Source organism: Microbacterium salsuginis, assembly GCF_012524205.1.
Lineage (GTDB): Bacteria > Actinomycetota > Actinomycetes > Actinomycetales > Microbacteriaceae > Microbacterium > Microbacterium salsuginis.
Map to the genome: position 1 here is coordinate 644,218 of NZ_JABACI010000001.1, position 21,299 is coordinate 665,516.

At 66.4% G+C, this 21,299-nt stretch carries 21 protein-coding genes; 9 read left to right on the forward strand and 12 right to left on the reverse strand.

Annotated elements, in window-relative coordinates; translation table 11 throughout:
* The first annotated feature begins 62 nt into the window (after nucleotides 1–62).
* Nucleotides 63–671, forward strand: coding sequence for a flavodoxin family protein (locus HF576_RS03185; RefSeq protein WP_168911314.1), 609 nt, complete (start codon nucleotides 63–65; stop codon nucleotides 669–671).
* Between the two features lie 21 nt (nucleotides 672–692).
* On the opposite strand, the gene HF576_RS03190 is transcribed toward HF576_RS03185, so the two are convergent.
* Genes HF576_RS03190 through HF576_RS03220 form a run of 7 tightly spaced genes read right to left on the reverse strand, consistent with a single transcriptional unit; the run spans nucleotide 693 to nucleotide 8,524 of the window.
* On the reverse strand, nucleotides 693–1,706 hold the full coding sequence (locus tag HF576_RS03190; RefSeq protein WP_168911315.1) for an Lrp/AsnC family transcriptional regulator: 1,014 nt from the start codon (nucleotides 1,704–1,706) through the stop codon (nucleotides 693–695).
* The gene (locus HF576_RS03195) at nucleotides 1,703–2,605 is read right to left on the reverse strand and encodes an alpha/beta fold hydrolase (RefSeq protein WP_168911316.1); all 903 of its coding nucleotides are present in this window, start codon (nucleotides 2,603–2,605) and stop codon (nucleotides 1,703–1,705) included. Before HF576_RS03195 ends, HF576_RS03190 begins: the two co-directional genes overlap by 4 nt.
* A 23-nt stretch (nucleotides 2,606–2,628) precedes the next feature.
* Nucleotides 2,629–3,822 carry a M24 family metallopeptidase gene (locus tag HF576_RS03200; protein ID WP_240948623.1) on the reverse strand — a complete coding sequence of 398 codons (1,194 nt, stop codon included), beginning with the start codon at nucleotides 3,820–3,822 and terminating at the stop codon, nucleotides 2,629–2,631.
* Nucleotides 3,812–4,714 carry an ABC transporter permease gene (locus HF576_RS03205; protein WP_168911317.1) on the reverse strand — a complete coding sequence of 301 codons (903 nt, stop codon included), beginning with the start codon at nucleotides 4,712–4,714 and terminating at the stop codon, nucleotides 3,812–3,814. Before HF576_RS03205 ends, HF576_RS03200 begins: the two co-directional genes overlap by 11 nt.
* Nucleotides 4,711–5,673, reverse strand: a complete 963-nt coding sequence (locus HF576_RS03210) for an ABC transporter permease subunit (RefSeq protein ID WP_168911318.1) — start codon at nucleotides 5,671–5,673, stop codon at nucleotides 4,711–4,713. Before HF576_RS03210 ends, HF576_RS03205 begins: the two co-directional genes overlap by 4 nt.
* A 20-nt stretch (nucleotides 5,674–5,693) precedes the next feature.
* On the reverse strand, nucleotides 5,694–7,319 hold the full coding sequence (locus HF576_RS03215; RefSeq protein WP_343234156.1) for an ABC transporter substrate-binding protein: 1,626 nt from the start codon (nucleotides 7,317–7,319) through the stop codon (nucleotides 5,694–5,696).
* Entirely contained in the window at nucleotides 7,316–8,524 is a 1,209-nt protein-coding gene (locus tag HF576_RS03220) for a membrane dipeptidase (RefSeq protein WP_168911320.1), read from the reverse strand. The genes HF576_RS03215 and HF576_RS03220 overlap by 4 nt, the downstream gene beginning before the upstream one ends.
* Before the next feature lie 179 nt (nucleotides 8,525–8,703).
* On the opposite strand from HF576_RS03220, the gene HF576_RS03225 reads away from it, so the two are divergent.
* Nucleotides 8,704–10,374 (forward strand): dipeptide ABC transporter ATP-binding protein, encoded by a 1,671-nt coding sequence (locus tag HF576_RS03225; RefSeq protein ID WP_205834652.1) that lies wholly within the window; start codon nucleotides 8,704–8,706, stop codon nucleotides 10,372–10,374.
* A 34-nt stretch (nucleotides 10,375–10,408) separates the two neighbouring features.
* Here the strand turns inward: HF576_RS03225 and HF576_RS03230 are convergent, their stop codons facing one another.
* Nucleotides 10,409–11,827, reverse strand: coding sequence for a dihydrolipoyl dehydrogenase family protein (locus HF576_RS03230; protein WP_168911322.1), 1,419 nt, complete (start codon nucleotides 11,825–11,827; stop codon nucleotides 10,409–10,411).
* 153 nt (nucleotides 11,828–11,980) lie between these two features.
* Between HF576_RS03230 and HF576_RS03235 the strand changes: the two genes are divergently transcribed.
* The 6 genes from HF576_RS03235 (at nucleotide 11,981) to HF576_RS03260 (ending at nucleotide 17,034) form a co-directional block, all read left to right on the forward strand.
* Nucleotides 11,981–12,805, forward strand: coding sequence for an ABC transporter ATP-binding protein (locus HF576_RS03235; RefSeq protein WP_168911323.1), 825 nt, complete (start codon nucleotides 11,981–11,983; stop codon nucleotides 12,803–12,805).
* Nucleotides 12,802–13,476, forward strand: coding sequence for an ABC transporter permease subunit (locus tag HF576_RS03240; RefSeq protein WP_168911324.1), 675 nt, complete (start codon nucleotides 12,802–12,804; stop codon nucleotides 13,474–13,476). The genes HF576_RS03235 and HF576_RS03240 overlap by 4 nt, the downstream gene beginning before the upstream one ends.
* On the forward strand, nucleotides 13,473–14,198 hold the full coding sequence (locus HF576_RS03245; protein WP_168911325.1) for an ABC transporter permease subunit: 726 nt from the start codon (nucleotides 13,473–13,475) through the stop codon (nucleotides 14,196–14,198). The genes HF576_RS03240 and HF576_RS03245 overlap by 4 nt, the downstream gene beginning before the upstream one ends.
* A 28-nt stretch (nucleotides 14,199–14,226) precedes the next feature.
* Nucleotides 14,227–15,138 carry an ABC transporter substrate-binding protein gene (locus tag HF576_RS03250; protein WP_168911326.1) on the forward strand — a complete coding sequence of 304 codons (912 nt, stop codon included), beginning with the start codon at nucleotides 14,227–14,229 and terminating at the stop codon, nucleotides 15,136–15,138.
* A 377-nt stretch (nucleotides 15,139–15,515) separates the two neighbouring features.
* Nucleotides 15,516–15,719: a cold-shock protein gene (locus tag HF576_RS03255; protein WP_026059428.1), complete on the forward strand. Its 204-nt coding sequence runs from the start codon at nucleotides 15,516–15,518 to the stop codon at nucleotides 15,717–15,719.
* 208 nt (nucleotides 15,720–15,927) lie between these two features.
* The gene (locus HF576_RS03260; protein WP_168912048.1) at nucleotides 15,928–17,034 is read left to right on the forward strand and encodes a fatty acid desaturase; all 1,107 of its coding nucleotides are present in this window, start codon (nucleotides 15,928–15,930) and stop codon (nucleotides 17,032–17,034) included.
* On the opposite strand, the gene HF576_RS03265 is transcribed toward HF576_RS03260, so the two are convergent.
* On the reverse strand, nucleotides 17,019–17,423 hold the full coding sequence (locus tag HF576_RS03265) for a hypothetical protein (protein WP_168911327.1): 405 nt from the start codon (nucleotides 17,421–17,423) through the stop codon (nucleotides 17,019–17,021). The two genes, HF576_RS03260 and HF576_RS03265, sit on opposite strands and share 16 nt — an antisense overlap.
* A 209-nt stretch (nucleotides 17,424–17,632) precedes the next feature.
* Between HF576_RS03265 and HF576_RS03270 the strand changes: the two genes are divergently transcribed.
* Entirely contained in the window at nucleotides 17,633–18,088 is a 456-nt protein-coding gene (locus HF576_RS03270) for an SRPBCC family protein (RefSeq protein ID WP_168911328.1), read from the forward strand.
* Between the two features lie 61 nt (nucleotides 18,089–18,149).
* Here the strand turns inward: HF576_RS03270 and HF576_RS03275 are convergent, their stop codons facing one another.
* Genes HF576_RS03275 through HF576_RS03285 form a run of 3 tightly spaced genes read right to left on the reverse strand, consistent with a single transcriptional unit; the run spans nucleotide 18,150 to nucleotide 21,272 of the window.
* Complete coding sequence (locus HF576_RS03275) at nucleotides 18,150–19,376, reverse strand: family 1 glycosylhydrolase (protein ID WP_168911329.1); 1,227 nt, start codon at nucleotides 19,374–19,376, stop codon at nucleotides 18,150–18,152.
* A 52-nt stretch (nucleotides 19,377–19,428) separates the two neighbouring features.
* Nucleotides 19,429–20,331 (reverse strand): carbohydrate ABC transporter permease, encoded by a 903-nt coding sequence (locus HF576_RS03280; RefSeq protein ID WP_240948624.1) that lies wholly within the window; start codon nucleotides 20,329–20,331, stop codon nucleotides 19,429–19,431.
* Complete coding sequence (locus tag HF576_RS03285; RefSeq protein WP_168911330.1) at nucleotides 20,331–21,272, reverse strand: carbohydrate ABC transporter permease; 942 nt, start codon at nucleotides 21,270–21,272, stop codon at nucleotides 20,331–20,333. Before HF576_RS03285 ends, HF576_RS03280 begins: the two co-directional genes overlap by 1 nt.
* Between the last annotated feature and the right edge of the window lie 27 nt (nucleotides 21,273–21,299).

A 21,299-nucleotide genomic window follows, 5' to 3' on the forward strand; every position in this document is an offset into this window, starting at 1 on the left:
CCCGTGTCGCGTCTCGCCATCACTGCGTAGCGTGCGGAGCATTCGCACACGGAAGGACTGCCATGCTCCGCGCACTCGCCCTCAACTGCACTTTGAAGCCGTCGCCCGACGCCTCCAGCTGCGAGCTGATGGCACAGCAGGTTCTCGATGAACTCGCCGGCCACGGCGCCACCGGCGAGCAGATGCGGGTCGTGGACTTCGACGTGAAACCGGGAGTGAGGGCCGACATGGGCGGCGGAGACCAGTGGCCGCAGCTCCGAGACAAGGTCATGGCAGCCGACATCCTGGTCTTCGCCACGCCGACCTGGATGGGTCACATGTCCAGCGTCGCTCAGCGAGTGCTCGAGCGCCTCGATGCCGAGCTTTCGGAGACGGATGCCGAGGGCCGTGCGATCCTCGCCGGCAAGGTCGCGGTCACCGTCGTGCTCGGCAACGAGGACGGCGCGCACGCCATCACAGCCGATCTGTACCAGGCGCTCGGCGATGTCGGCTTCAGCATCCCGTCCCAGGGCGGCGTGTATTGGAACGGCGAGGCGATGCAGACGACCGACTACAAAGACCTGCCAGGCACACCCGAGAAGGTCGCTTCGACCATCTCCACCCTCGCGCGCAACGCGGCGCACCTGGCCACCGTGCTGAAGGAGCGCCCGTATCCGGCGCCGCCGGCGTGACGGCAGGCGTGCTGTCGGCGATCACGCCATTCCGACCTGCGCCCGCCACCAAGGCGTTTCAACGAATCCGCGCTTGAGGAAGAGGAGCTCCATGTTGGCCGTCCACCCTTCCACGCCCTCCAGGTGCGCCAGCGAATCGGTCACGAAGCGGAAGAGATCGTCGACAGAGGTGGTGATCACCTCGCACAGGAGGGCGTTGTCATCCAGGAGTGCCGCCAAATACCTCACGAACGGATAGCGCGCCAGCTCCTGAGCGACCGCATCGATGCGGTCCGGACTCACCTTGACGGTGAGGAAGGTCTCAGCCCCCATTCCCAGCGCCGCCGATTGCACCAGCGTGACGATGTCGACGCACCGCGAGGCCCGTAACCGCTCGAAGCGGCGTCGCACGCTCGACTCGTTGAGACCCAGACGATCGGCGATCCGCTGGAAGGTTTCGCGACCGTCCTCTTTCAGCATCGCCAAGATGTCGCGATCGGCCTGGTCGAAGTGATCGGGCGAGCACGTCTCAGGCTCCCCGGCATGCGGCCTCCCGGCCTCCTCCGACGGCCCGACGAGCTCCTCGTACAGCTGGCGTCCCCAGTCGAAGCTCACTTTGTACACGTGCATGACGAGGTCACTGCGCCAGCGTTCCACGCCCGCGATCGGCTGGAGGGCGACGGCCAACTGCGGATAGTGCGTGGCTCCGCCGCGCACCACGAGTTCGGCCATGATGTCGTAGCTTCCCGTCACGACGGTGCAGAAGCGTACATCGGGATCGCGGATGAGCTGTTCTGCGACCGCCATCTGGGTGCCGGGCGCGCAGTTGATCCGTACGAAGAACTGCGCATGCGGGCCGTCAGCGTCCAGCGCCGGCACCGCGACGATCCGCGCGACGCCTTCGGCGATGAGCTGCTGACCGCGGCGCGACACCGTCGAAACGGGTGCCGAGACCGCCTCGGCGATCGCGCGCCAGCTCGCGCGGCCGTCGCGTTGTAGCGCGACGATGATGCGCTTGTCGAGGTCGGTGAGCCTGTCGAGAGCGCTGTCCGTCATACGCGCGCGTTCGGCGGATAGACCTCGTTCAGGAAGCCTCTCACCGTACTCGTCCATTCCTCCGCCTGCTCGATCTGGGGCGAGTGTCCCGACTCCTCGAAGATCGTGAGCCGTGCGCCGGGGATCAGTTCCACGATGGTCTCACTGCACGATACCGGCGTGATCCAGTCCGTGCGTCCTACCGTGACGAGTGTCGGCACGGCGATCGAGGGCAACTGGGGCTTCACGTCATAGGCGGGCAGGTTGACCGAGAAGGCGTAGTTGTGAGCCTCGTACCGGTAAGGCGTGGCCTGGACCTTTCTTTCCGTCGCCTCAGGGTCGTAGACGAAGTCGTAGAGGGGAAGGATCTCGCGCCAGCAGTCCTTGAGATCTTCATTGTCGCGAACGCGACCCTCGTCGATGCGGTCGAATTTGTCCATGTCGATCGTGACGCGATCGCTTGCGAGCGCATTCTCGCGCGCCAAGTGGGCGTTCGAGTTGTCCGGAGACGTGTCGCGAAGCACCAGTGCGCGCACGCGCTGGGGGTAGCGGATGGCATACTCCATCGCCATGAAGCCGCCATAGGACCCGCCCGCCATGGCGATCGAGTCGGCTCCGACCCACTCACGCAGCCCGTCAATGTCCGCTGCCCACTGCTCGTGGCTGAAAACGCCCGAGCCTTCGCTCTCGCCGCTCCCGCGCGCATCGAACACCACGACGCGATACTCGTCGGCGAGTCGCCCAAAGCTCGCACGTGGTTCCGCACGAGAGCCAAGCCCCGGTGCACCGTGATGCGTGATGATGACCGGCGCCCCCTCGGGCCCCAGCACCTCGACGGCGAGTTCGTTGTCGTTGATGCGCACGCGCTGCGCGGTACTGGTGGCGCGCGCGAACTCGGGCGAGACGGTGTCCTGGGCCATGATGGCTCCTCTCGATGAATGGGTCAGAAGGACACGACGCAGTCGTCGAGCGACCGCGGAAAACTGGTGAGCGGCTCGGACCCCGTCGGGGTCACGAGCATGCTGTCGCTGATGCGATAACCGGCGTGGCCGGGGATGTAGATGCCCGGCTCGTTGGAGACGATCATCCCTGTCTCCAGCGGAGTGGGATCTCCGTCTTCGAGCCACGGCGGCTCGTGCATCCCGAGGCCGATGCCGTGACCCTGACGATGACGCAGGTACTGACTGAAGCCGGCCTCTCGGATCACATCGAGGCAGCGCGCGTTGCTGTCGGCGCACCGCACACCCGGCGCGATCGCGTCGGAGCCGACGGCTTGAGCGAGTCGGATCGTGTCGTGATACCGGCGCTGCTCCGCGGTCGGCTCGCCGAGCACGAACGTCCGCTCCCCCTCCACGAAGCGGCCGCCGACGGCGGCACCGAGCGAAAGCATGAACGTGTCGCCGGGCCGCAGCCGGTACGACGACGGCAACCCGTGCGGGATCGCGGAGTTGGCGCCCGCGTATACCAACCCGCCCGCCATGAAGGAGATGACGACGACGTCGCGATGCTCGGCGTACATGCGGCCGACCCCCACCCCGCCGACGTGCGACGCGAGCTCAGCCTCGGAGGGCAGCTCTCCTCCGGCCGCGATCGCGTCGCTGATCAGTGCGAGGCCGGCCTCGAGCATGAGGTCGGTGATGCGGGCAGCCTCTCGGTGCAGCGCGACTTCTTCAGGCAGTTTCACGTATCGAGCGAGCGTGACAACCTCGGTCGGGACGAAAACCGCATCGGGCAATGCGCGCGACATCATCGCCAGACGATGCTGGGTCACCAGCGTCGTCACGCCCAGGCGGGCGGCGGCCGGTATGGCCCGCGCGAGCGCCATGAACGGATTCTCCACGCCGGGGTACTCGGCGTAGGTGACGATGTCGGCCCGCGCGTGCTGCTCCTCGGCGTGCTGGCGTTCCAGTACGGGCACCATCAGGAGGGCACGCTCGCCGTCCAGGTAGGCCGCCACCGGCCGCTCGCCCGGATGATGGAAGAAGCCGGTCAGGTACGACACGTCCTCAGGGTCATCGGTCAAGATCCCGTCGAAGCCGGCATCGTCGATCCGGCCGCGCACGCGGGCTTGGATGCGGTCGTACACGTCGGGACTCAAGCGCTGCGAGAACAGCGTCGGTGCAGTGTCAGCGTTCATGACTCCTCGGGTTACGTGCGTCGTTGTAGGCGATGGAGAGCAGTGTCGCGGACAGGACGAGGGCGAGGATCGCCAGCGATGGGAAGAGCGTGAGCCACCAGGCGCTCACCATCGCGCCTGATTGCTGCGCCTCGTAAAGGATGCGGCCCCACGACCATGTCGTCGGATCGCCGAGGCCGAGGAAGGCCAGTCCCGCTGCCGAGAGGACGGCACGCGAGGCAGTCACCACGACCGACACGACGATGACAGGTGTGACCGCTGGGATGACATGCCGCCCGAGTATCCAGGACGACCGGCGCGTCATGAGGCGCGCGGCGTCGATGTACGGGAGCTTCACCACCGCGAGCGCCTGCGAACGCACAAGGCGCGTGACCTCCGGCCATGAGAAGGCCGCGACCACCAGGATGATCGTCGTCGTGCTCGGCCCGACCAGCGCCGCCACCAGGATCATCAGGGGCAGCACGGGCAGCGAGAGCGTGAGATCGACCACGACGCTGACGACGGCATCCAGTTTCGGAACATAAGCGCCGATCACGGCGACGAGCGTTCCGAACACGATCGCGATCGCAGAGGCGGCCAGCGCGACGAGGACCGACTGCTGTGTTCCCCAGATCACCTCGGCGTACACGTCGCGGCCGAGCGAGTCCGTCCCGAACCAGTGAGCGGCGCTCGGCGGGCTCAGAACCTCGGTTCCGTAGCTGGCCGGATACGGCGCGAGCAGGGGCGCGATCACCGCAACCAGGATCAGTAGCGCAAGAATGGCCAGCGAGATCATGCCCAGCGGTTGTCGGCGGAACGCGAGCCAGGTCTGGCGGCTCGCGCGACGGCCGTCCTCGGCCGCAGGGTCGACCAGGACCGGCGCGAGCTCGCTCTCGGGAATGGGAGAGGTCATGAGGTCCGCACTCTCGGGTCGAGGAATCCATAGGCGATGTCGGTGAGCATGTTCGCGATCACGACCGTCACGGCCAGCAGCAGGAAGGCACCCTGCAGCACCGGGAAGTCCAGCTGTGTGACGGCTTCGTAGATGCCCCGGCCGATGCCGGGGTAGGCGAAGACCGTCTCGGTGAGCACCGCGCCACCGACGACGAACCCGAGCTGCAACCCGATCAACGTGATCGCCGGAAGCATCGCGTTGCGCACCGCGTGCTTCCACAGGATGGTCCGCGGTGGAACGCCCTTCGCCTTCGCCAGGGTGATGTAGTCCTCCCCCAACGCCTCGATCAGCGTCGCGCGCATGGTCAGCACGTACGAGCCGAGCTGGATGAGCGTCAGTGAGATGGCCGGAAGCACCAGGTGCGACAGCACCGAGCCGTACCACTGCATGCCGTACGCGCCCTCGTCGTAGGCGCCGCCGATCGGGAACCACCGAAGGTTCAGCCCGAAGACGAAGAGCAGCACGATGCCCACCGACGGCACGAACAGGGACTGTCCGGTGACCCCGAATACCTGTACGAGCCGGTCCAGGAACCGGTGCTTGTGGGAGGCCGCGAGAACGCCCAGCGGTATGCCGATCACGATCGTCAACACGAGCGAGGTGACGGTGAGCAGGAGGGTCCAGGGCAGGCGCTGCATGAGCACGTCGACCACGGGGATCGACTGGGTGAACGACGTGCCGAGATTGCCCTGAAGCAACTGGCCGAGGTACAGGAAGTACTGGATGAACAGCGGCCGATCCAGTCCGTACTGGGTAAGGAGGGCCTCGCGCGCCTGATCGGTCATGTTCGGACTCGCCACGGCGAGAGCGGGGTCACCCGGCAGCAGTCGAAGCAGCAGGAAGGTCACGGTCACGGCGAACAGGATCGTGAACACTCCCCGGGCAAGACGCCGCAGGATGAACAGAGCGATGGACACGCGCGAGGCCCTCCTTGGGCTTACTCGGAGACCTTGCGGGCGCTGGCGAGTGAGACCGGATTGACGATCGACAGCAACTCACTGGGCTTGGAGATGAATCCCTCCCAATCCGAGCTGTAAGCGACGTAGAGGTTCTGCGTGTACATCACGTTGTCGTAGACCTCGTCGTGGACGATCTTCGCCGCTTCCCGCATGAGCTCGATCTTCGCGTCCTCGTCGAACGTGGCCGAGGCCTCGGCGATGAGCGCATTCAGCTCAGGGTCGTCGACGAAGGTGTAGTTGATCGCTCCGTCGGGCAGGTACGACAGGGTGAAGTTCGTCACCGGGTCGTCCATGATCGCGAAGTTGCCGGCGTAGATGTCGTAGTCGCCCTCGTTCGTCCTGGCGAGATACGTGTTGCGCTCCATGCCCTGCAGTTCGATCGGGATGCCGGCCTCTGCCGCCCCATCCTTCACAAGCTGAGCCCACTGGCTGGTGACAGGGTCCTGGAGCGAGTAGATCAGGCGGAACGACACGGGGAACATGCCGTCGGCGCCCTCGGTGTAGCCGGCTTCCCGCATCAGTTCGCGTGAGAGCTCCGGGTCGTACTCGTACTCCGAAACGGATGCGTCGTAGTACTTCGAAAGCACTGGCATCAGCGGACTGGAACCGGTCGAGACCGCCTGCCCCTGCAGGACGACGTCGCGAATCGCCTCGTAATCCGCCGCGTGGGCGAGCGCCTGACGCACCTCCGTCTTGGCGAGATCGGGATTCTGCATGTTGTACGTCATGTGCGCATATCCCAGCCCGGTGACCTCCATGACCTCGATGCCCTCGGCGTTCTGCAGCTGCTGCACCTGTGACGGCGGGAGCGAGTTCGCGATCACGTCGACCTCGCCGCTCTGCAGCGCCAGGATCTCGGTGTTCACGTCGGGGAAGACGCGATAGACGATCTTCGCGGGAATCGGCGTGCCACCCTCGACGAGCGGATAGTCCTCGACGCGCTCCATCGTGTAGGACTGGCCCACCTGCACGTCCGTCAGCAGGAACGGACCCGCGCTGACCCATCCGCCGTCCGACCCGTCGTTGGCGAACTCGGCGACCGAACCGGCCGGCTCGAACACGTGCTGCGGCACCACGTTGCCCCAGAAGCCGATCTCCTCGACGATGGAGGAGTCCGGCTGCGTGAGTGTGATCTCTACGCGCGTGTCGGAGACGGCCTCGGCCGACTCGAAGTTGCCGAGCTGACCGTAGAAGGTTCCGGCAGGGGCATCCCGCTTGACGGCGTTCATCGTGAAGGCGACGTCCTCGGCGGTCAGCGGCTCACCGTCGCTCCAGGTCAGATCGTCGCGGATCTCGTAGAACCCTGTCGTGTCGTCGACATAGCCCCACTCGACGGCCAGCTGGGCCTCCTTCGAGCCGTCGTCGCCGATGCTCAGCAGATGCGGATACATCAGGTTGGTGATCCAGTAGTCGCTGCGACTGTTGCCGATCAGCGGGTTGTAGTTGACGACGTCCGTCGTCGTCGCGATCGTCAAGGTGTCCTGGCCCGCTTCGGGCGAACCGGTGCTCGCTGCCTCGGGCGCCTGCGGGGCGCAGGCACTCAAGGCGAGAGCGACCAGTGCGGCTGCGGCGCCGAGAACGGCGTATCTGCTGTGACGTTTCACACCCATACCTCCTCTAGGACCCGCATCGTGTTGCCCCCGACGACGGCGCGGATCTCGTCGTCGGAATAGTCGTGCTTGACCAGCCAGCCGATGATGTTGCCCATCGCTTCAGCGGGGTTCTCCACCCCGTCGACGTAAGGCACCTCGTCGAATTCGACCTGCCCGTGAGCCTGGCCCAGTGACAGCTGCGCTGCGAACGCATGGTGCAGGCCGACATGGTCGCCGAAGAGAGTGTCCGGGCCGAAGCTCACGTGCTCGATGCCCACGAGGTCGACGCAATAGACGAAGTGGTCCATGACCGACTCCAGCGAGTGGCGGGGATGCGCCGGTGACAGCGTCGTGTGAGGCGCAGCCTCGATGCCGATCACCCCGCCCCGATTCGCGCACTCGACGATCGTCTCGTCCGTCTTCATGCGGTTGGTCGGCCAGACCGTCCGCGCTCCGGCGTGCGTGATGAACACCGGCTTGGTCGAAGCTTTGATGACATCCACGCAGGTGCGGTCGCCGGAGTGCGATATGTCGATCGCGATGCCGAGCTTGTTCATGCGCGCGACCGCTCGCTCGCCGAAGTAAGTCAATCCCCCGTCTCCGCGCTCCTTGAGCCCGCTGCCCAGAGTGTTGGCCTCGGAGTACGCGATGCCCATCTGGCGCACGCCGAACCCATAGAGGACGTCGAGCCGGTCGACCTCGTTCTCGATCATGGTCGCCGCTTCGAGAGCGAAGATGTGGGCAATGCGACCGGTATCTTTCGCGTACTTGATGTCTTTCAAGGACTCACCCTTGATGACGAAGTCCTGGTGGGCGAGGTCGGCCATGCGCACGCCGAGGTCGAAGAGCACGTCCTGGTACTTCCAGCCGGCGTCGCTGGAGATGCAGCAGGTGCCGTCCATGCCGTTGTCGAAGACGGCGGTCAGACCCGAGCGTGCCAGCCCTGCGTAGCCCGTGGGTTCGCGGCCCTGGCGGATGTGGTCCCTGAGGTGATCCATGTTCTCGGGAAACACCTGGACGTGCTCGTGGAGCGAGATCACCGTCTCTTCGCGTAGCAGTCGCTCGGCGCGCTCGGCCTGAGAGGCAGTCAGCTCGAGACCCGCGTACGCGGGCACCCGGCCGATCTGCTTGGCGTATTCGAACGCGCGGTAGTCGACGCCAGCCTCGAGGTACTCGTAGGCGGTGTAACCGGTGTATCGCTCGGCAGATTCGAGCACGGGCTTCTCCCTTCGTGGAAACGGGCTCCCCCGACGCAACGAGACATTGGATACTCGCGTCGGGTTGGTGTAGACCTTCTCGCCGATCCGGCATGTATGTCAACTTCGGTGAGCAGATCCGGCGACTTTCTTTACATACATGTAACATTTCGGCGCTCGCGTGGGTGCACAATGGAGCAGTGGAGACAGACACCGCTCAACGCTCACCCATCCTGACCGTGCGCGGTCTCGAGGTCGGGTTCCAGTCGCAGGACGGCTATACACGCGCCGTGAGCGACATCGACATCGACGTGCGGCCGGGTGAGCTGGTGGCGCTTCTGGGCGAGTCCGGGTCAGGAAAGACCGTCACTGCGCGCGCCATCATGGGGGTGCAGGATCCCGCGGCTGTCATCGCCGCGGCCGAGATGCGCCTGGACGACATCGCACTGCTGGATCTCGACGAAGAGGGCAGACGACGCCTGCGTGGGGAGCGGATGAGCATGGTCATGCAGGACGCGCTGTCGGCCCTGAACCCCGTGCTGACGATCGGCGACCAGATCGGCGAGGTCTTCCGCGTGCACCGGAGAATGGGCCGCCGCCAGGCGAGGGCTCGCGCGATCGACCTGCTGGATCTCGTCGGCATCTCATCGCCGCTGACCCGCATCGACGACTACCCCCATCAGTTCTCCGGCGGAATGCGGCAGCGGATCCTCATCGCCATGGCCATCGCGCTGGAACCCGACCTGCTCATCGCGGACGAGCCGACGACGGCGCTCGACGTGACCGTGCAGGCGCAGATCCTGCGGCTCCTGCACGATCTGCGCGAGCGGCTCGACATGGCCGTTCTCCTCATCACACACGACATCGGCGTCGTGGCCGAGGTCGCGGACCGTGTCATCGTCATGCGCGATGGAAGCATCGTGGAGGCGGGCGACGCCGATCGCGTCTTCTCCAACCCCGAGAAGCCTTATACCCGCACTCTGCTGGCCTCGGCGCCGCATCCCGAGCCGGCACGCGTGCTCAGTGAACCCGAGCCCGCACTCGAACCCACCGACGACACGATCCTCCAGGTCACGGGGCTGCGACGGCGGTTCCGGACCGGGCACGCGCTCGCGCGACGCGCCGTCGTCGCGGTGGACGGCATCGACCTCGTGCTCCGACCCGGCGAGACGCTCGGGATAGTCGGAGAGTCCGGCAGCGGCAAGTCGACGCTCGCCCGGATGATCGTGGGCCTCGAGAGCGCTGACGAGGGTCAGGTCCTTTATCGCGGCCAGGACATCACACGTCGAGCGCGCGGTCCGCGTCCGCCGTCGCAGCCGGGCATCCAGATGATCTTCCAGGATCCGTACACGTCGCTCGACCCTCGCATGCGCGTGCGCGACGTCATCGCCGAGCCGCTCACGGTGACGAGGACCGGAACACCCTCCTCACGCCGGGATCGGGTGGCGGATCTCCTCGAGCTGGTCGGAATGAAGCCCGACATGATGCACCGATTCCCCCACCAGTTCTCCGGTGGGCAGCGGCAGCGCATCGGCATCGCGCGATCGCTCATGCGCGATCCCGACATCCTCGTCTGCGACGAGCCCGTCTCGGCCCTGGATGTGACCATCCAGGCGCAGGTCGTGGATCTGCTCACCGACATCCAGGACCGGCTGGGACTCGGCATCCTGTTCATCTCGCATGATCTCTCGGTGGTGCGAAATCTCGCGCACCGCGTGCTCGTGATGTACCAGGGCGAGCAGGTCGAGACCGGCGACGTCGCGGAGATCTTCGACGACCCTCAGCAGGACTACACCAAGCGCCTGCTCGCGTCGATCCCGCCGCTCACGCGGGCCGAGCGGGGCAAGCTCACCGGCCGATCCGCAGCGTGATGCCGTGGGTCGCCGGACCAGCCCGTGACGCAGATCAGCGACCCCAGGCTTCGAGCCAGCGCAGCCAGACCTCGCTGAGCGTCGGGTACGAGGGCACGGCGTGCCACAGCCGGTCGATCGGCACCTCGCCGACGATCGCGATGGTCGCGGCGTGCAGCAGCTCGGCGACGTCAGGTCCGACGAAAGTGGCACCGATCAGCACCCGGCGCTCCTCGTCGACGATCGCGCGCGCCTGGCCGCGGTAGTGATCGGCGTGCGTGCTCGCCCCGGCGACCCACGACAGGTCGTAGTCGAGGACGCGGATGCCGATACCGGCGGCGCGGGCGGACGCCTCGGTGTGGCCCACCGCCGCCACCTCGGGGTCGGTGAACACCACTTGCGGCACCGCGGAGTGATCCGCCGTGGCGACGTGGGCGCCCCACGGCGCTTCGTCGACCGCCCGGCCGAGCGCCCGTGCCGCGATGACATCCCCCGCGGCCCGCGCCTGGTATTTGCCTTGGTGGGTGAGCAGTACCCGATGGTTGACGTCACCGACGGCGTAGAGCCAGTCGAAGCCGCGTACACGCAGTGTGTCGTCGACATCGAGCCACGCACCAGGCTCGAGGCCGACCGCGTCGACGCCGAGGTCCTGGCTGCGCGGCACCCGTCCGGTCGCCACGAGCAACTCGGCCGCGCGCACTTCGGATCCGTCCGACAATGACAGCACCACATCGCCCGAGGCGATGCGCTCGACGCTTTCGACCTCGACGCCCGTACGGACGTCGGCTCCGGCATCCGTCAACGCCTGCTTGACGGCCTCACCCGCGAACGCCTCGACACCGCCCAGCAGTCCCGAACGGGCGATCACGGTCACAGCGGTGCCGAACGAGGCGAAGAGCGTCGCCATCTCGCTGCCCACGACGCCGCCGCCCAGGATGGCGAGGGATGCCGGCACGTCGCGCACGCCCGTCGCCTCGCGGCTCGTCCAGGGCCGGGCATCGCGAAGGCCCGGGATGTCCGGAAGAAGCGCGGCGGTGCCGGTGCTCACGGCGACCGCGTGCCGGGCGACCAGGACCGTCGCGCGTCCGTCGGCGTCGGTCACCGTGACCTGCCGCTCCCCCGAGAGCCGGCCGTGGCCGCGCACCAGATCGATCCCCGCGGACTGGAGCCACTCGACCTGCGATGCGTCATTCCACTCGTGCACGATCGCATCGCGCCGCTTCAGCGTGGCCGCGACATCGACCTGGCCGGTCACCGCTTGCGCCGCGCCGCCGACATCGCGCGCGGCGCGAAGCGCGGACCCGGCTCGCAGCAGGGCCTTGGACGGCATGCACGCCCAGTACGAGCATTCGCCCCCGACGAGCTCGCTCTCGACGATCGCGACCGACAGACCTCCCTGCACTGCTCTGTCGGCGACGTTCTCACCGACGGGGCCAGCTCCGATGACGACGAGGTCGTACTCGCGAGTGCTCATACGCCCACGGTAGCGGGACGGATGGATCCCGAGGGCGGCGCTCGCAGTCCGTCACGCGGACTGCCACGAACCATCTCAGGGGCGTCACGATGCGTCGATTCCGGCCCGATGTCGGCGACCTGTGGTTTTCTGGAATCCCGCCGAAAGGACAGCATGGCGATCGAATTCCGGGCGGTCTCGAAGCGATTCGGCGACGGAACGCTCGCTGTCGACGATTTCAGCCTCGTCATCCCCGCCCACAAGACGACAGTCTTCGTCGGCTCGTCCGGGTGCGGCAAGACGACGCTCCTGCGCATGATCAACCGGCTCGTCGAGCCCACGAGCGGCCAGATCACGATCGACGACGAGCCCATCGCCGATCGCGACCCGGTCAAGCTTCGACGGGGCATCGGCTACGTGCTGCAGAACGCCGGACTGCTGCCCCACTTCTCGGTGGTCGACAACATCGCCACCGTTCCGGTCCTCTCGGGCGTGCCGCGCGCCCGGGCTCGCCAGCGCGCTCTCGAGTTGATGGATGTCGTGGGCCTCGACCGCGGGCTCGCCCCGCGCTACCCGAGCCAGCTGTCGGGCGGGCAGCAGCAGCGCGTCGGCGTCGCCCGCGCACTCGCGGTCGATCCCAACATCCTCCTGATGGACGAGCCGTTCGGCGCCGTCGATCCGATCGTGCGCAAAGAGCTGCAGACCGAGACGCTGCGCCTTCAGGAGGAGCTCGACAAGACCGTGGTCTTCGTCACGCACGACATCGACGAGGCGTTCCTGCTGGGCGACCAGGTCGTGATCCTCGAGAAGGGCGCGCGCATCGCCCAGGTCGGCTCGCCGAGCGAGATCATCGAGAACCCGGCGAGCGCCTTCGTCGCGGAGTTCATCGGCGCTGAACGGGGCGCCCGGGCTCTGCACCGCAAGCAGACGGCCCACGGAATCGTGCTGGTCGACGGCGTCGGGCGTACGCAGGGCGTGCTCGTCGAGGACACCGCGTGAACTGGGTCCTCGACAACCTCGATCTGATCGGCGGGCTGACGGTGGACCACCTCCGTCAGAGCAGCATCGCGATCGTGCTGGGGTTCCTCGTCTCGCTGCCGATCGGCTGGGCAGCGTTCCGTTACACGAAGCTGCGGGGACCCGTGCTCGCGGTCGTGGGGCTCCTCTTCACGATCCCTTCCTTTGCACTGCTCCCCCTTGTCGCCACCGTCATCGGCATCCCGCTCCGGGCAGAGCTCACACTCATCATCGCGCTCGCGATCTACGCCGTCGCGATCATGACCCGGTCCGTCACGGAAGGCCTTGCGTCCGTCGAAGAGACAGCACGGGGCGCCGCGATCGCGGTCGGCTACGGACCGTGGCGACGGTTCTGGACCGTCGATTTTCCGCTCGCCGGACCCGTGATCCTTTCGGGGCTGCGTGTGACCGCAGTCTCCACGATCTCGCTCGCCACGGTGGGGGTTCTGGTTGGCGTCCAGAACTTGGGCTACCTGTTCACCAATGGATACCAGCGCCGCATCTTGGCCGAGGTGCTCGCCGGCGTCGTCGCCGTCGTGCTCATCGCCCTGGTCATCGACCTGCTCCTGATCCTGCTCGGGCGCGCACTCATGCCGTGGGTGCGGCAGACGCAAGTCCGGCCGGCGCGCCAGCCCAGGGCGGTGACCGCGTGAACATCTTCGCCGATGCTCTGGCGTGGATCTTCTCCCCCGAGCGGCTGACCGGATCGCTGCCTCTTCCCGAGGCGATCCTGCAGCATCTGGCCTTCACATTCTTTTCCGTCGTCATCGCCGCCGTGATCGCGGTTCCCGTCGGCTGGCTCATCGGGCACACCGGCCGCGGACGCGAGATCGCGGTGTTCTTGTCGGGCGCCGCTCGAGCGCTGCCCGCACTCGGTCTGGTCACTCTGCTCGTGATGCTCATCGGCGTGACGCTCAAAACGGAGGCGGCGATAGTCGCCTTCGTGCTGCTCGCAATCCCCTCGATCCTCGCCGGCGCGTACGCCGGCATCGAGGCCATCGATCGTTCCGTCATCGACGCGGGGCGTGCGATGGGAATGACCGAGTGGCAGATCCTCTTCAAGATAGAGGTGCCTCTTGGACTCTCTCTTCTCATCGGCGGATTCCGTTCGGCCACGCTGCAAGTGGTCGCGACGGTCACCATCGCGGCCTACGTCGGTCTCGGCGGACTCGGCTTTTTCATGATCCAGGGCATTAACACGAGAGACTTCCCCGAGGTCTTGGGCGCCTCGATCATCGTCGTAGCGCTGGCCCTCGTGCTCGATGGGATCTTCGCTCTCCTCGCTCGGTTCGCCGTCCCGCGCACCGACGGCCCACGCGTTCGCCTGACGGCCAGCACGCGCACTCCCGTCGTCGTCGCAGATTCGTTCACCTGACCCCCACCCCAACACCGGAGGATCCGAAATGCTCACCACACGCACACGACTGTCGCTCGCGCTGAGCGCGACCGCCGTCGCAGCGCTGGCACTCGCCGGCTGCGCCTCGAGCGACCCGCTCCAGGGCGGCGACCCCGGCGGCGAGACCGGCGATTCGTCGACCATCGTCATCGGCTCGCAGGCCTACTACTCGAACGAGATCATCGCCGAGATCTATGCACAGGCGCTCGAGGGGGCCGGCTTCGAGGTCGACCGCCAGTTCAACATCGGCCAGCGGGATGTCTACATGCCCGACATCGAAGACGGCTCGATCGACCTCTTCCCCGAGTACACCGGCAACCTGCTGCAGTACTTCGATGAGGACGCGACCGCCACCACCTCCGAAGACGTCTACGCCGCCCTTCAGGAGGCGCTCCCGGAGGGCCTCGCGGTGCTCGAGCAGTCGACGGCCACCGACCAGGACTCGTACAACGTCACGGCCGAGTTCGCCGAGCAGAACGGCCTCACCTCGATCGGCGACCTCGCCGGTATCGAAGGACTGGTGCTCGGCGGCGCCCCGGAGCTCGAGGAGCGCCCGTACGGTCCGACCGGCCTCGAGGAGGTCTACGGTGTCACCGTCGCATTCGAGGCGACTGCCGACACCACGGTCGACGAGCTCGTCGCCGGCAACATCCAGGTGGCGAACGTCTACAGCGCCGACCCGCGCATCGAGACCGAGGACCTCGTCACGCTGGAAGACCCGGAGGGGCTCTTCCTCGCCTCCAACGTGGTGCCGGTCGTGAACGCCGACATCGCCGACGAGATCGCCGATGTCATCAACGCCGTCAGTGCAGCCCTCACCCCCGAGGGTCTCGTCGCGCTGAACGTGCAGTCGACCGTCGACGAGCGCTCCGCCGAGGACATCGCGACCGACTGGCTGGCCGAGAACGGCCTGGACTGATCAGCAATCGCTCTCGCGAGGGTGCAGGGACGACCCGTCCCCGCACCCTCGCGGTGCAGAGGTCGACGTGCGCACAGCCCGGCATGCTACGCTGGCGATTGCCCAATCGGGTCACCGCGTCGAAAAGCCTCTGCCTCACTGTGGAGAAGCAGACCGCCTGACGCCCGACCGCCGCAGCAGAACCGGCTCCCATCCCCTCGACTTCCGCGCACGAGCATCTCGCAGCCGGCGCATCTCCCCGAAAGACTTCTTGACCTTCGTCACCAGACTCGCCGCGTCGCATCCTTCCGCACGCGTGCTCCCACTGTCCGTTCCGAACACGTTGGAACGGCACCCCTGGTCGCTCACGCGGCCCGAAAAGTAAAAGGAAAGACACGATGGCCACTGGCACCGTGAAATGGTTCAACTCCGAGAAGGGCTACGGCTTCATCGCTCCCGATGACGGCTCGGCCGATCTCTTCGCACACTTCAGCGCGATCACCGGCGAGGGCTTCAAGGAGCTCCGCGAAGACCAGAAGGTCGAATTCGACGCCGAGCGCGGTCCGAAGGGCATGCAGGCAGCCAACATCCGGCCGCTCTGATCCCCTGATCTCTCGTCAGCCCGGGATGGCATCCGCCATCCCGGGCTTTCGTGTGTCCGGACGATGTACGAGTCCTGACCAATGCCTGGGAGGTCACGACGTATTCCGATCGCCCCATGTGAGGGCGCGTAGCCTGGCATCAGCGATCGGCACCCGCCTTTGGCTTCCCGAGGCCAACGCGGTCCCCGATCGAAACCAGGTCCCCGTCATCTCCTCCACCACCCTCGAGCCCCGGCTCGGCCCCGTTCGTCAGACTTACGCGGGAACAGCGGAGTTCCCCCCCATCGCCCGGGCGTACACCGATGTCTCGCAGATCGTGCGCGAGACCGGCCTGCTGCGGCGCACCCCCTGGTTCTACGCCATGGTGGGCACCGTCCTGGCCCTCGGCTTCGCCGGGTGCATCGCCGGGTTCATCCTGCTGGGCGACAGCTGGTTCCAGCTGCTCATCGCCGCGGCCCTCGGCATCCTGTTCACCCAGGTCGCCTTCCTCTCGCACGAGGCCGCGCACCGGCAGATCCTGTCATCAGGACCGGCCAACGACCGTCTCGCCCGCATCCTCGGCAACGGCATCGTCGGCATGAGCTACTCGTGGTGGGCCACGAAGCACACGCGGCACCACGCCAACCCGAACCGGGTCGAGAAGGACCCCGACATCGAGATCGACACCATCTCATTCCTCGAGACGGATGCCGCGAGCGCCCGTGGACTGCGACGGTTCATCACGCAGCGCCAGGGGTGGTTGTTCTTCCCACTGCTGACGCTCGAGGGCCTGAACCTGCACGTCATCGCCTTCCGCCACCTGTTCAGCCGTGAGCCCGTCAAGGGCCGCTGGATCGAGCTGGCGATGCTGGCCGTGCGCTTCGGAGTGATCTGGACCCCCGTCTTCCTGTTCCTTCCGCTCGGCATGGCCTTCGCCTTCCTCGGCGTGCAGCTGGCGGTCTTCGGCGTCTACATGGGAGCCTCCTTCGCTCCCAACCACAAGGGCATGCCCATCATCGCCAAGGACGCCAAGCTCGACTTCTTCAGCAAGCAGGTGCGCACCTCACGCAACGTCTCGGGTGGCTGGTGGGCCACCTGGATGATGGGTGGGCTCAACTACCAGATCGAGCACCACCTGTTCCCGAACATGCCGCGCCCGCACCTGGCCCGCGCGCGTGAGATCGTGCGCGACCACTGCGAGACCCTCGAGGTGCCTTACGTCGAGACGACGATGTGGAAGTCCTACGGCATCGTGATCGACTACCTCAACCGTGTCGGCCTGGCCGCCCGCGATCCGTTCGACTGCCCCGTCGAGGCCACTTACCGCCGCGTCTGACCCCTGCCGGTCTTCCGGCCGGGCAGGAGCAGGCCGGCGATGACACGAAGGTCGTCCTCGTCCTCGTCATCCTCGCGCAAGTCGGTCAGCAACGATCGCACGAGTCCGGCGTAGTCGGGGAACCTGCTGCTCGGCCCGGCCTCCTCGGCCGACCACATCAGGAACGTGCCGTCCTCGTCGGCGAACGCACTGTCGATGCCGCATGACCACAGCGGCACGAGCCCCGGCGACCGCTCGACGAGCGACCATGCCGCCGGGTGCACCGATTGCGCTCGATACCGCAGGGCAGGGTGCACCGCCGTGCCTCCCTCGGTCGCGATCGTGGCGATCACGGGAGGCAGCTCCAGTTCGCGGATGGTCGCGGCGAGGGGCTCGTCGATGGCGGACATGCCGACACCCTATGTACCGCGCCGCGCCGAGCCGAGCGCAACGGGCGCAGCGACCTGAAACGTCATCGGATGTTCCGGGCCGCGACATCCGTTATCCCGAAGACCCCTCCGAGGTCAAGGGGGTGGGGTCTGCCGGCGCCGCCGGAGATGCTGGAGGCCAACGCACGAAGCCCATCCGACGCCCGGCGTCCGGGCGAGAGGAGAGAGCCATGACTCAGATCATCGAGAGCATCGACGTCGACGTTCCCGTCACGATGGCGTACAACCAGTGGACTCAGTTCGAGAGCTTCCCGAACTTCCTCGATGAGGTCGAGTCGATCACACAGATCGACGACACCCACCTGCGGTGGAAAGTGCGGGTCGGCATGTTCACGCGCGAGTTCGACGCCGAGATCACCGAGCAGCACCCCGACGAACGCGTCGCGTGGCGCAGCATCGGCGGCGACACCGCCCATGCCGGGGTCGTGACGTTCCACAAGCTCTCCGACACCAGTTCGCGCGTCACGGTCCAGATCGACTGGACCCCCTCGGATGCGCTCGAGCACCTCGGGTCTCTCGTCGGCGCCGGCACCCATGCCGTGAAGAAGGATCTGCGCAACTTCAAGGAGTTCATCGAGAACACCGATCGCGAGACCGGCGCCTGGCGCGGCGAGGTCGATCGCTGAGGTCGATCCACGCGACATGTGATGAGCGGATGCCCCGGGCCGGGGCATCCGCTCATCTCCATCACTGGTCGTCGGCGCGACCCTCCCGCGCCAGCTCTAGGAAGACATCGAACGACGCGTTGCGCACTCGATCGAGCGACTGATCGGCGCCCCGCACCAGGTCCACCAGACCGAACTCGCGGAACCACGCGTCCGGTGACTGACTGTCGAAGCGATACAGCCAGTCCACGAGCGTGAAGAAAGGGAACCATGTGAAGGCCACGATCTCGTGTCCTTCGGAACGCAGCGCCGCGAGTTCGGCAGCAGACTGTTGCAGCCACTCGATCTTCTCTTCCGGTGTGCCCACGAGCGAGGACTCGGTGATTGCCATCGGCCGCTGATACCGAGCCGAGTACGCCTCGACGAGCTCCCGTAAGCCCGCGGCATCCGCACGGACAGGGTCGACGACACCGTCACGGATCCTCGCCTTCGAGAACCTCGGGTAGTAGTTGACCCCGACGACATCGGGTGTCACGGCGTTGTCGCGGAACCACTGCAGCTCCGCGTCCGTCACGCCGTTCGCGGTGAGCCATCCCGTGATCGGCGAGTCCGCGTCCACGCGTCCCGTGATCAGATCGAGCGCGACGAACCGCCGCTCTTCGAGCAGTCCCCGGCTGAGCGGCGACGTCTCACCCTCGAAGAGGAAGCCGGCATCCACATGGACGAAGGTCGGGTCGGGATGGACCGCGGCGATCTCCTGCTGCGTGCGCACCATGCCCCGCCCAAGCTGCATGATGACCTTGACGAAGCCGTCCTGGCCCTCCAGGTACGGCGGCCACGCTGCGTTCTGGCCGCACCATTCGGCGTTGACGACTGGTTCGTTGAGCGGCGTGAAGTCGGACCAGACCGCCTGGTATCGCTCGGCGACGGCGCGTGCATACGACGCGACACGCTCCGGGTACTCGGCGTTCAGGAAGGAGTTCTCGAGCCATAGCGGCGTCCCGTAGTGCATGAGATCGACGATGCAGCGCAGCCCGAGCTCGTGCATGCGCTCAGCGACGCGATCGATCCACGACCAGTCGAACTGCCCGGGCGCGGGTTCTACGAGGTACCACGGGATGCCCCAGCGCAGGAACTCGGCGCCGCTCGCGGCGACGAGGTCGAGATCCTCCTCCCAGTGGGAGTAGTGCTGCGTCAGTTCGTACTCGTCGAGCTTGCGGTGGCCGACCCGCTCGTGCGGGATGAATGTGTCTTCGATGCCGACGCCGTAGTGCAATCGGTCGTCACCGTACCAGCGGCTGCTGCTCACGCGTTCTCGTCTCCGTTCTGTGTGGATACGCCTCGTTCCCGGGCGTGGGGAGTCATTTCAGCCCTGTGGTCGCGATACCGGCGACGAAGCTTCGCTGGATCAGCAGGAAGAACAGGATCACGGGCACCAACGCGAGGAGCGAACCGGCCATCAGCAGGCCGTACTCGACGACATGCTGCCCCATGAACAAGGCGAGTCCTGCCGGCAGCGTCGACGTCTCGACCTCCGACGACATCACGAGGGGCCACAGCAGATCGTTCCAGTTGTACTGGAAGTGGAAGAGCCCGAGCGTCAGCAGAGCGGGGCGCGCCAGGGGCATGATGATGCCCCAGTAGATCCGCCATTCGGAAGCCCCGTCGACGCGGGCCGCCTCTTCCAGATCCTTCGGCAGCGAGAGGAAGAACTGTGTCAGGAAGAAGATGCCGAAGGCGTTCGTCATTCTGGGGACGATGAGTCCCGGGAGCGTGTTCGTCAGCCCCATCCCGTTCAGCATGTCGTAGAGCGGGATCAGCGTGACCTGGAACGGCAGCATGAGCAGGAGCAGGATTCCGACGAAGACGATCCCGCGCCCCTTGAACGGGATGCGGGCCAGGGCGTAGGCCGCCATCGAGTCGAAGAGGAGCGAGATGACCGTCACGCCGCCCGCGAAGATGATGGTGTTCACGTAGAGACGCGCGAACGGGATGCGGTTCCACACGTCGATGAAGTGGTCGATGGTGAGCTCGCGCGGCCACAGCGTCGGCGGGTAGGTGACGATGTCGGCCTCGGGCTTGAACGCCGTGAACAGCATCCAGATGATCGGCAGAAGCATCATCAGGCCGACGAGGATCGCCGTCACGGCGAGGAGCCAGGACGCGGCGCGGTGGGCGGCGGCTCGCGGCGGCCGCCTCCCCGACCGGGCGCTGCCGGCCGACACCTCGACGTTGCTGGTTCCGGGAAGGGTCGTCACGGCCATCAGTAGGTCACCTGCTTCCGACGGAGGTAGCCGAATTGGATCATCGAGAGGATGAAGACGAAGACGAGCAGCACGAACGATATGGCCGAGGCGTAGCCGAAGCGCAACTCCTGGAAACCCTCCCGGTAGATGAGCATCACGAGCGTCTCCGTACGGAAGAACGGTCCGCCGTGCGTCATCACGTAGATCTGGTCGAACGCCTGCAGTGTCGCGATGAGCGCCAGCACGGTGACCAGGAGCGTCTGGTTCGACAGGAGCGGAAGCGTGATGCTGCGGAATCGCTGCCAGGCACCGGCGCCGTCGAGGCGCGCCGCTTCGTACATGTCGACGGGGATGGATTGCAGTCCCGCCAGGTAGATCACCATGTAGAAGCCGACGTTCTTCCACACGCCGACGACCATCACCGCTGCCATGGCGTAGCGGGGGTCGCTCAGCCAACCCTGCTCGGGAACGATCCCGACGAAGCTGAGCCAGTACGACAGCAAACCGATGTTCGGGTCGAGCAGGAATGCCCACGCGATCGCGATGATCCCGAGCGACACGATGAACGGCAGGAAGATCGCTGTCCGCGCAAACGCCCGACCGACGAAAGCCTGATTGAGCATCACGGCGAACAGCAGCGCCAGGATCACCGTCGCCGGGGTCACGACCGCGGCATACAGGACCGTGTTGCTGAACGCGTTCCAGAACGACGGGTCCTGGAACAGCTCGACGTAGTTCTCGAAGCCGATGAACTCGGCTGCCCGGATCAGGTTGTAGTCGGTGAGCGACAGGTACACCGCCTGGATCATCGGGTACAGCGTGAAAGCGGCGAGGATGATCAGCGCCGGCGTCAAGAAGAGCCACGCTGTCATCGCACGGCGCCCGTTCGCTCGCAGACCGCGCGATCGGCGTGGTTCGACCTCCGGCAGTGCGGCGGCCGCGACGGTATCGGTAGTCATCGGGACCCTTTCGCGGGCCGACGGGCG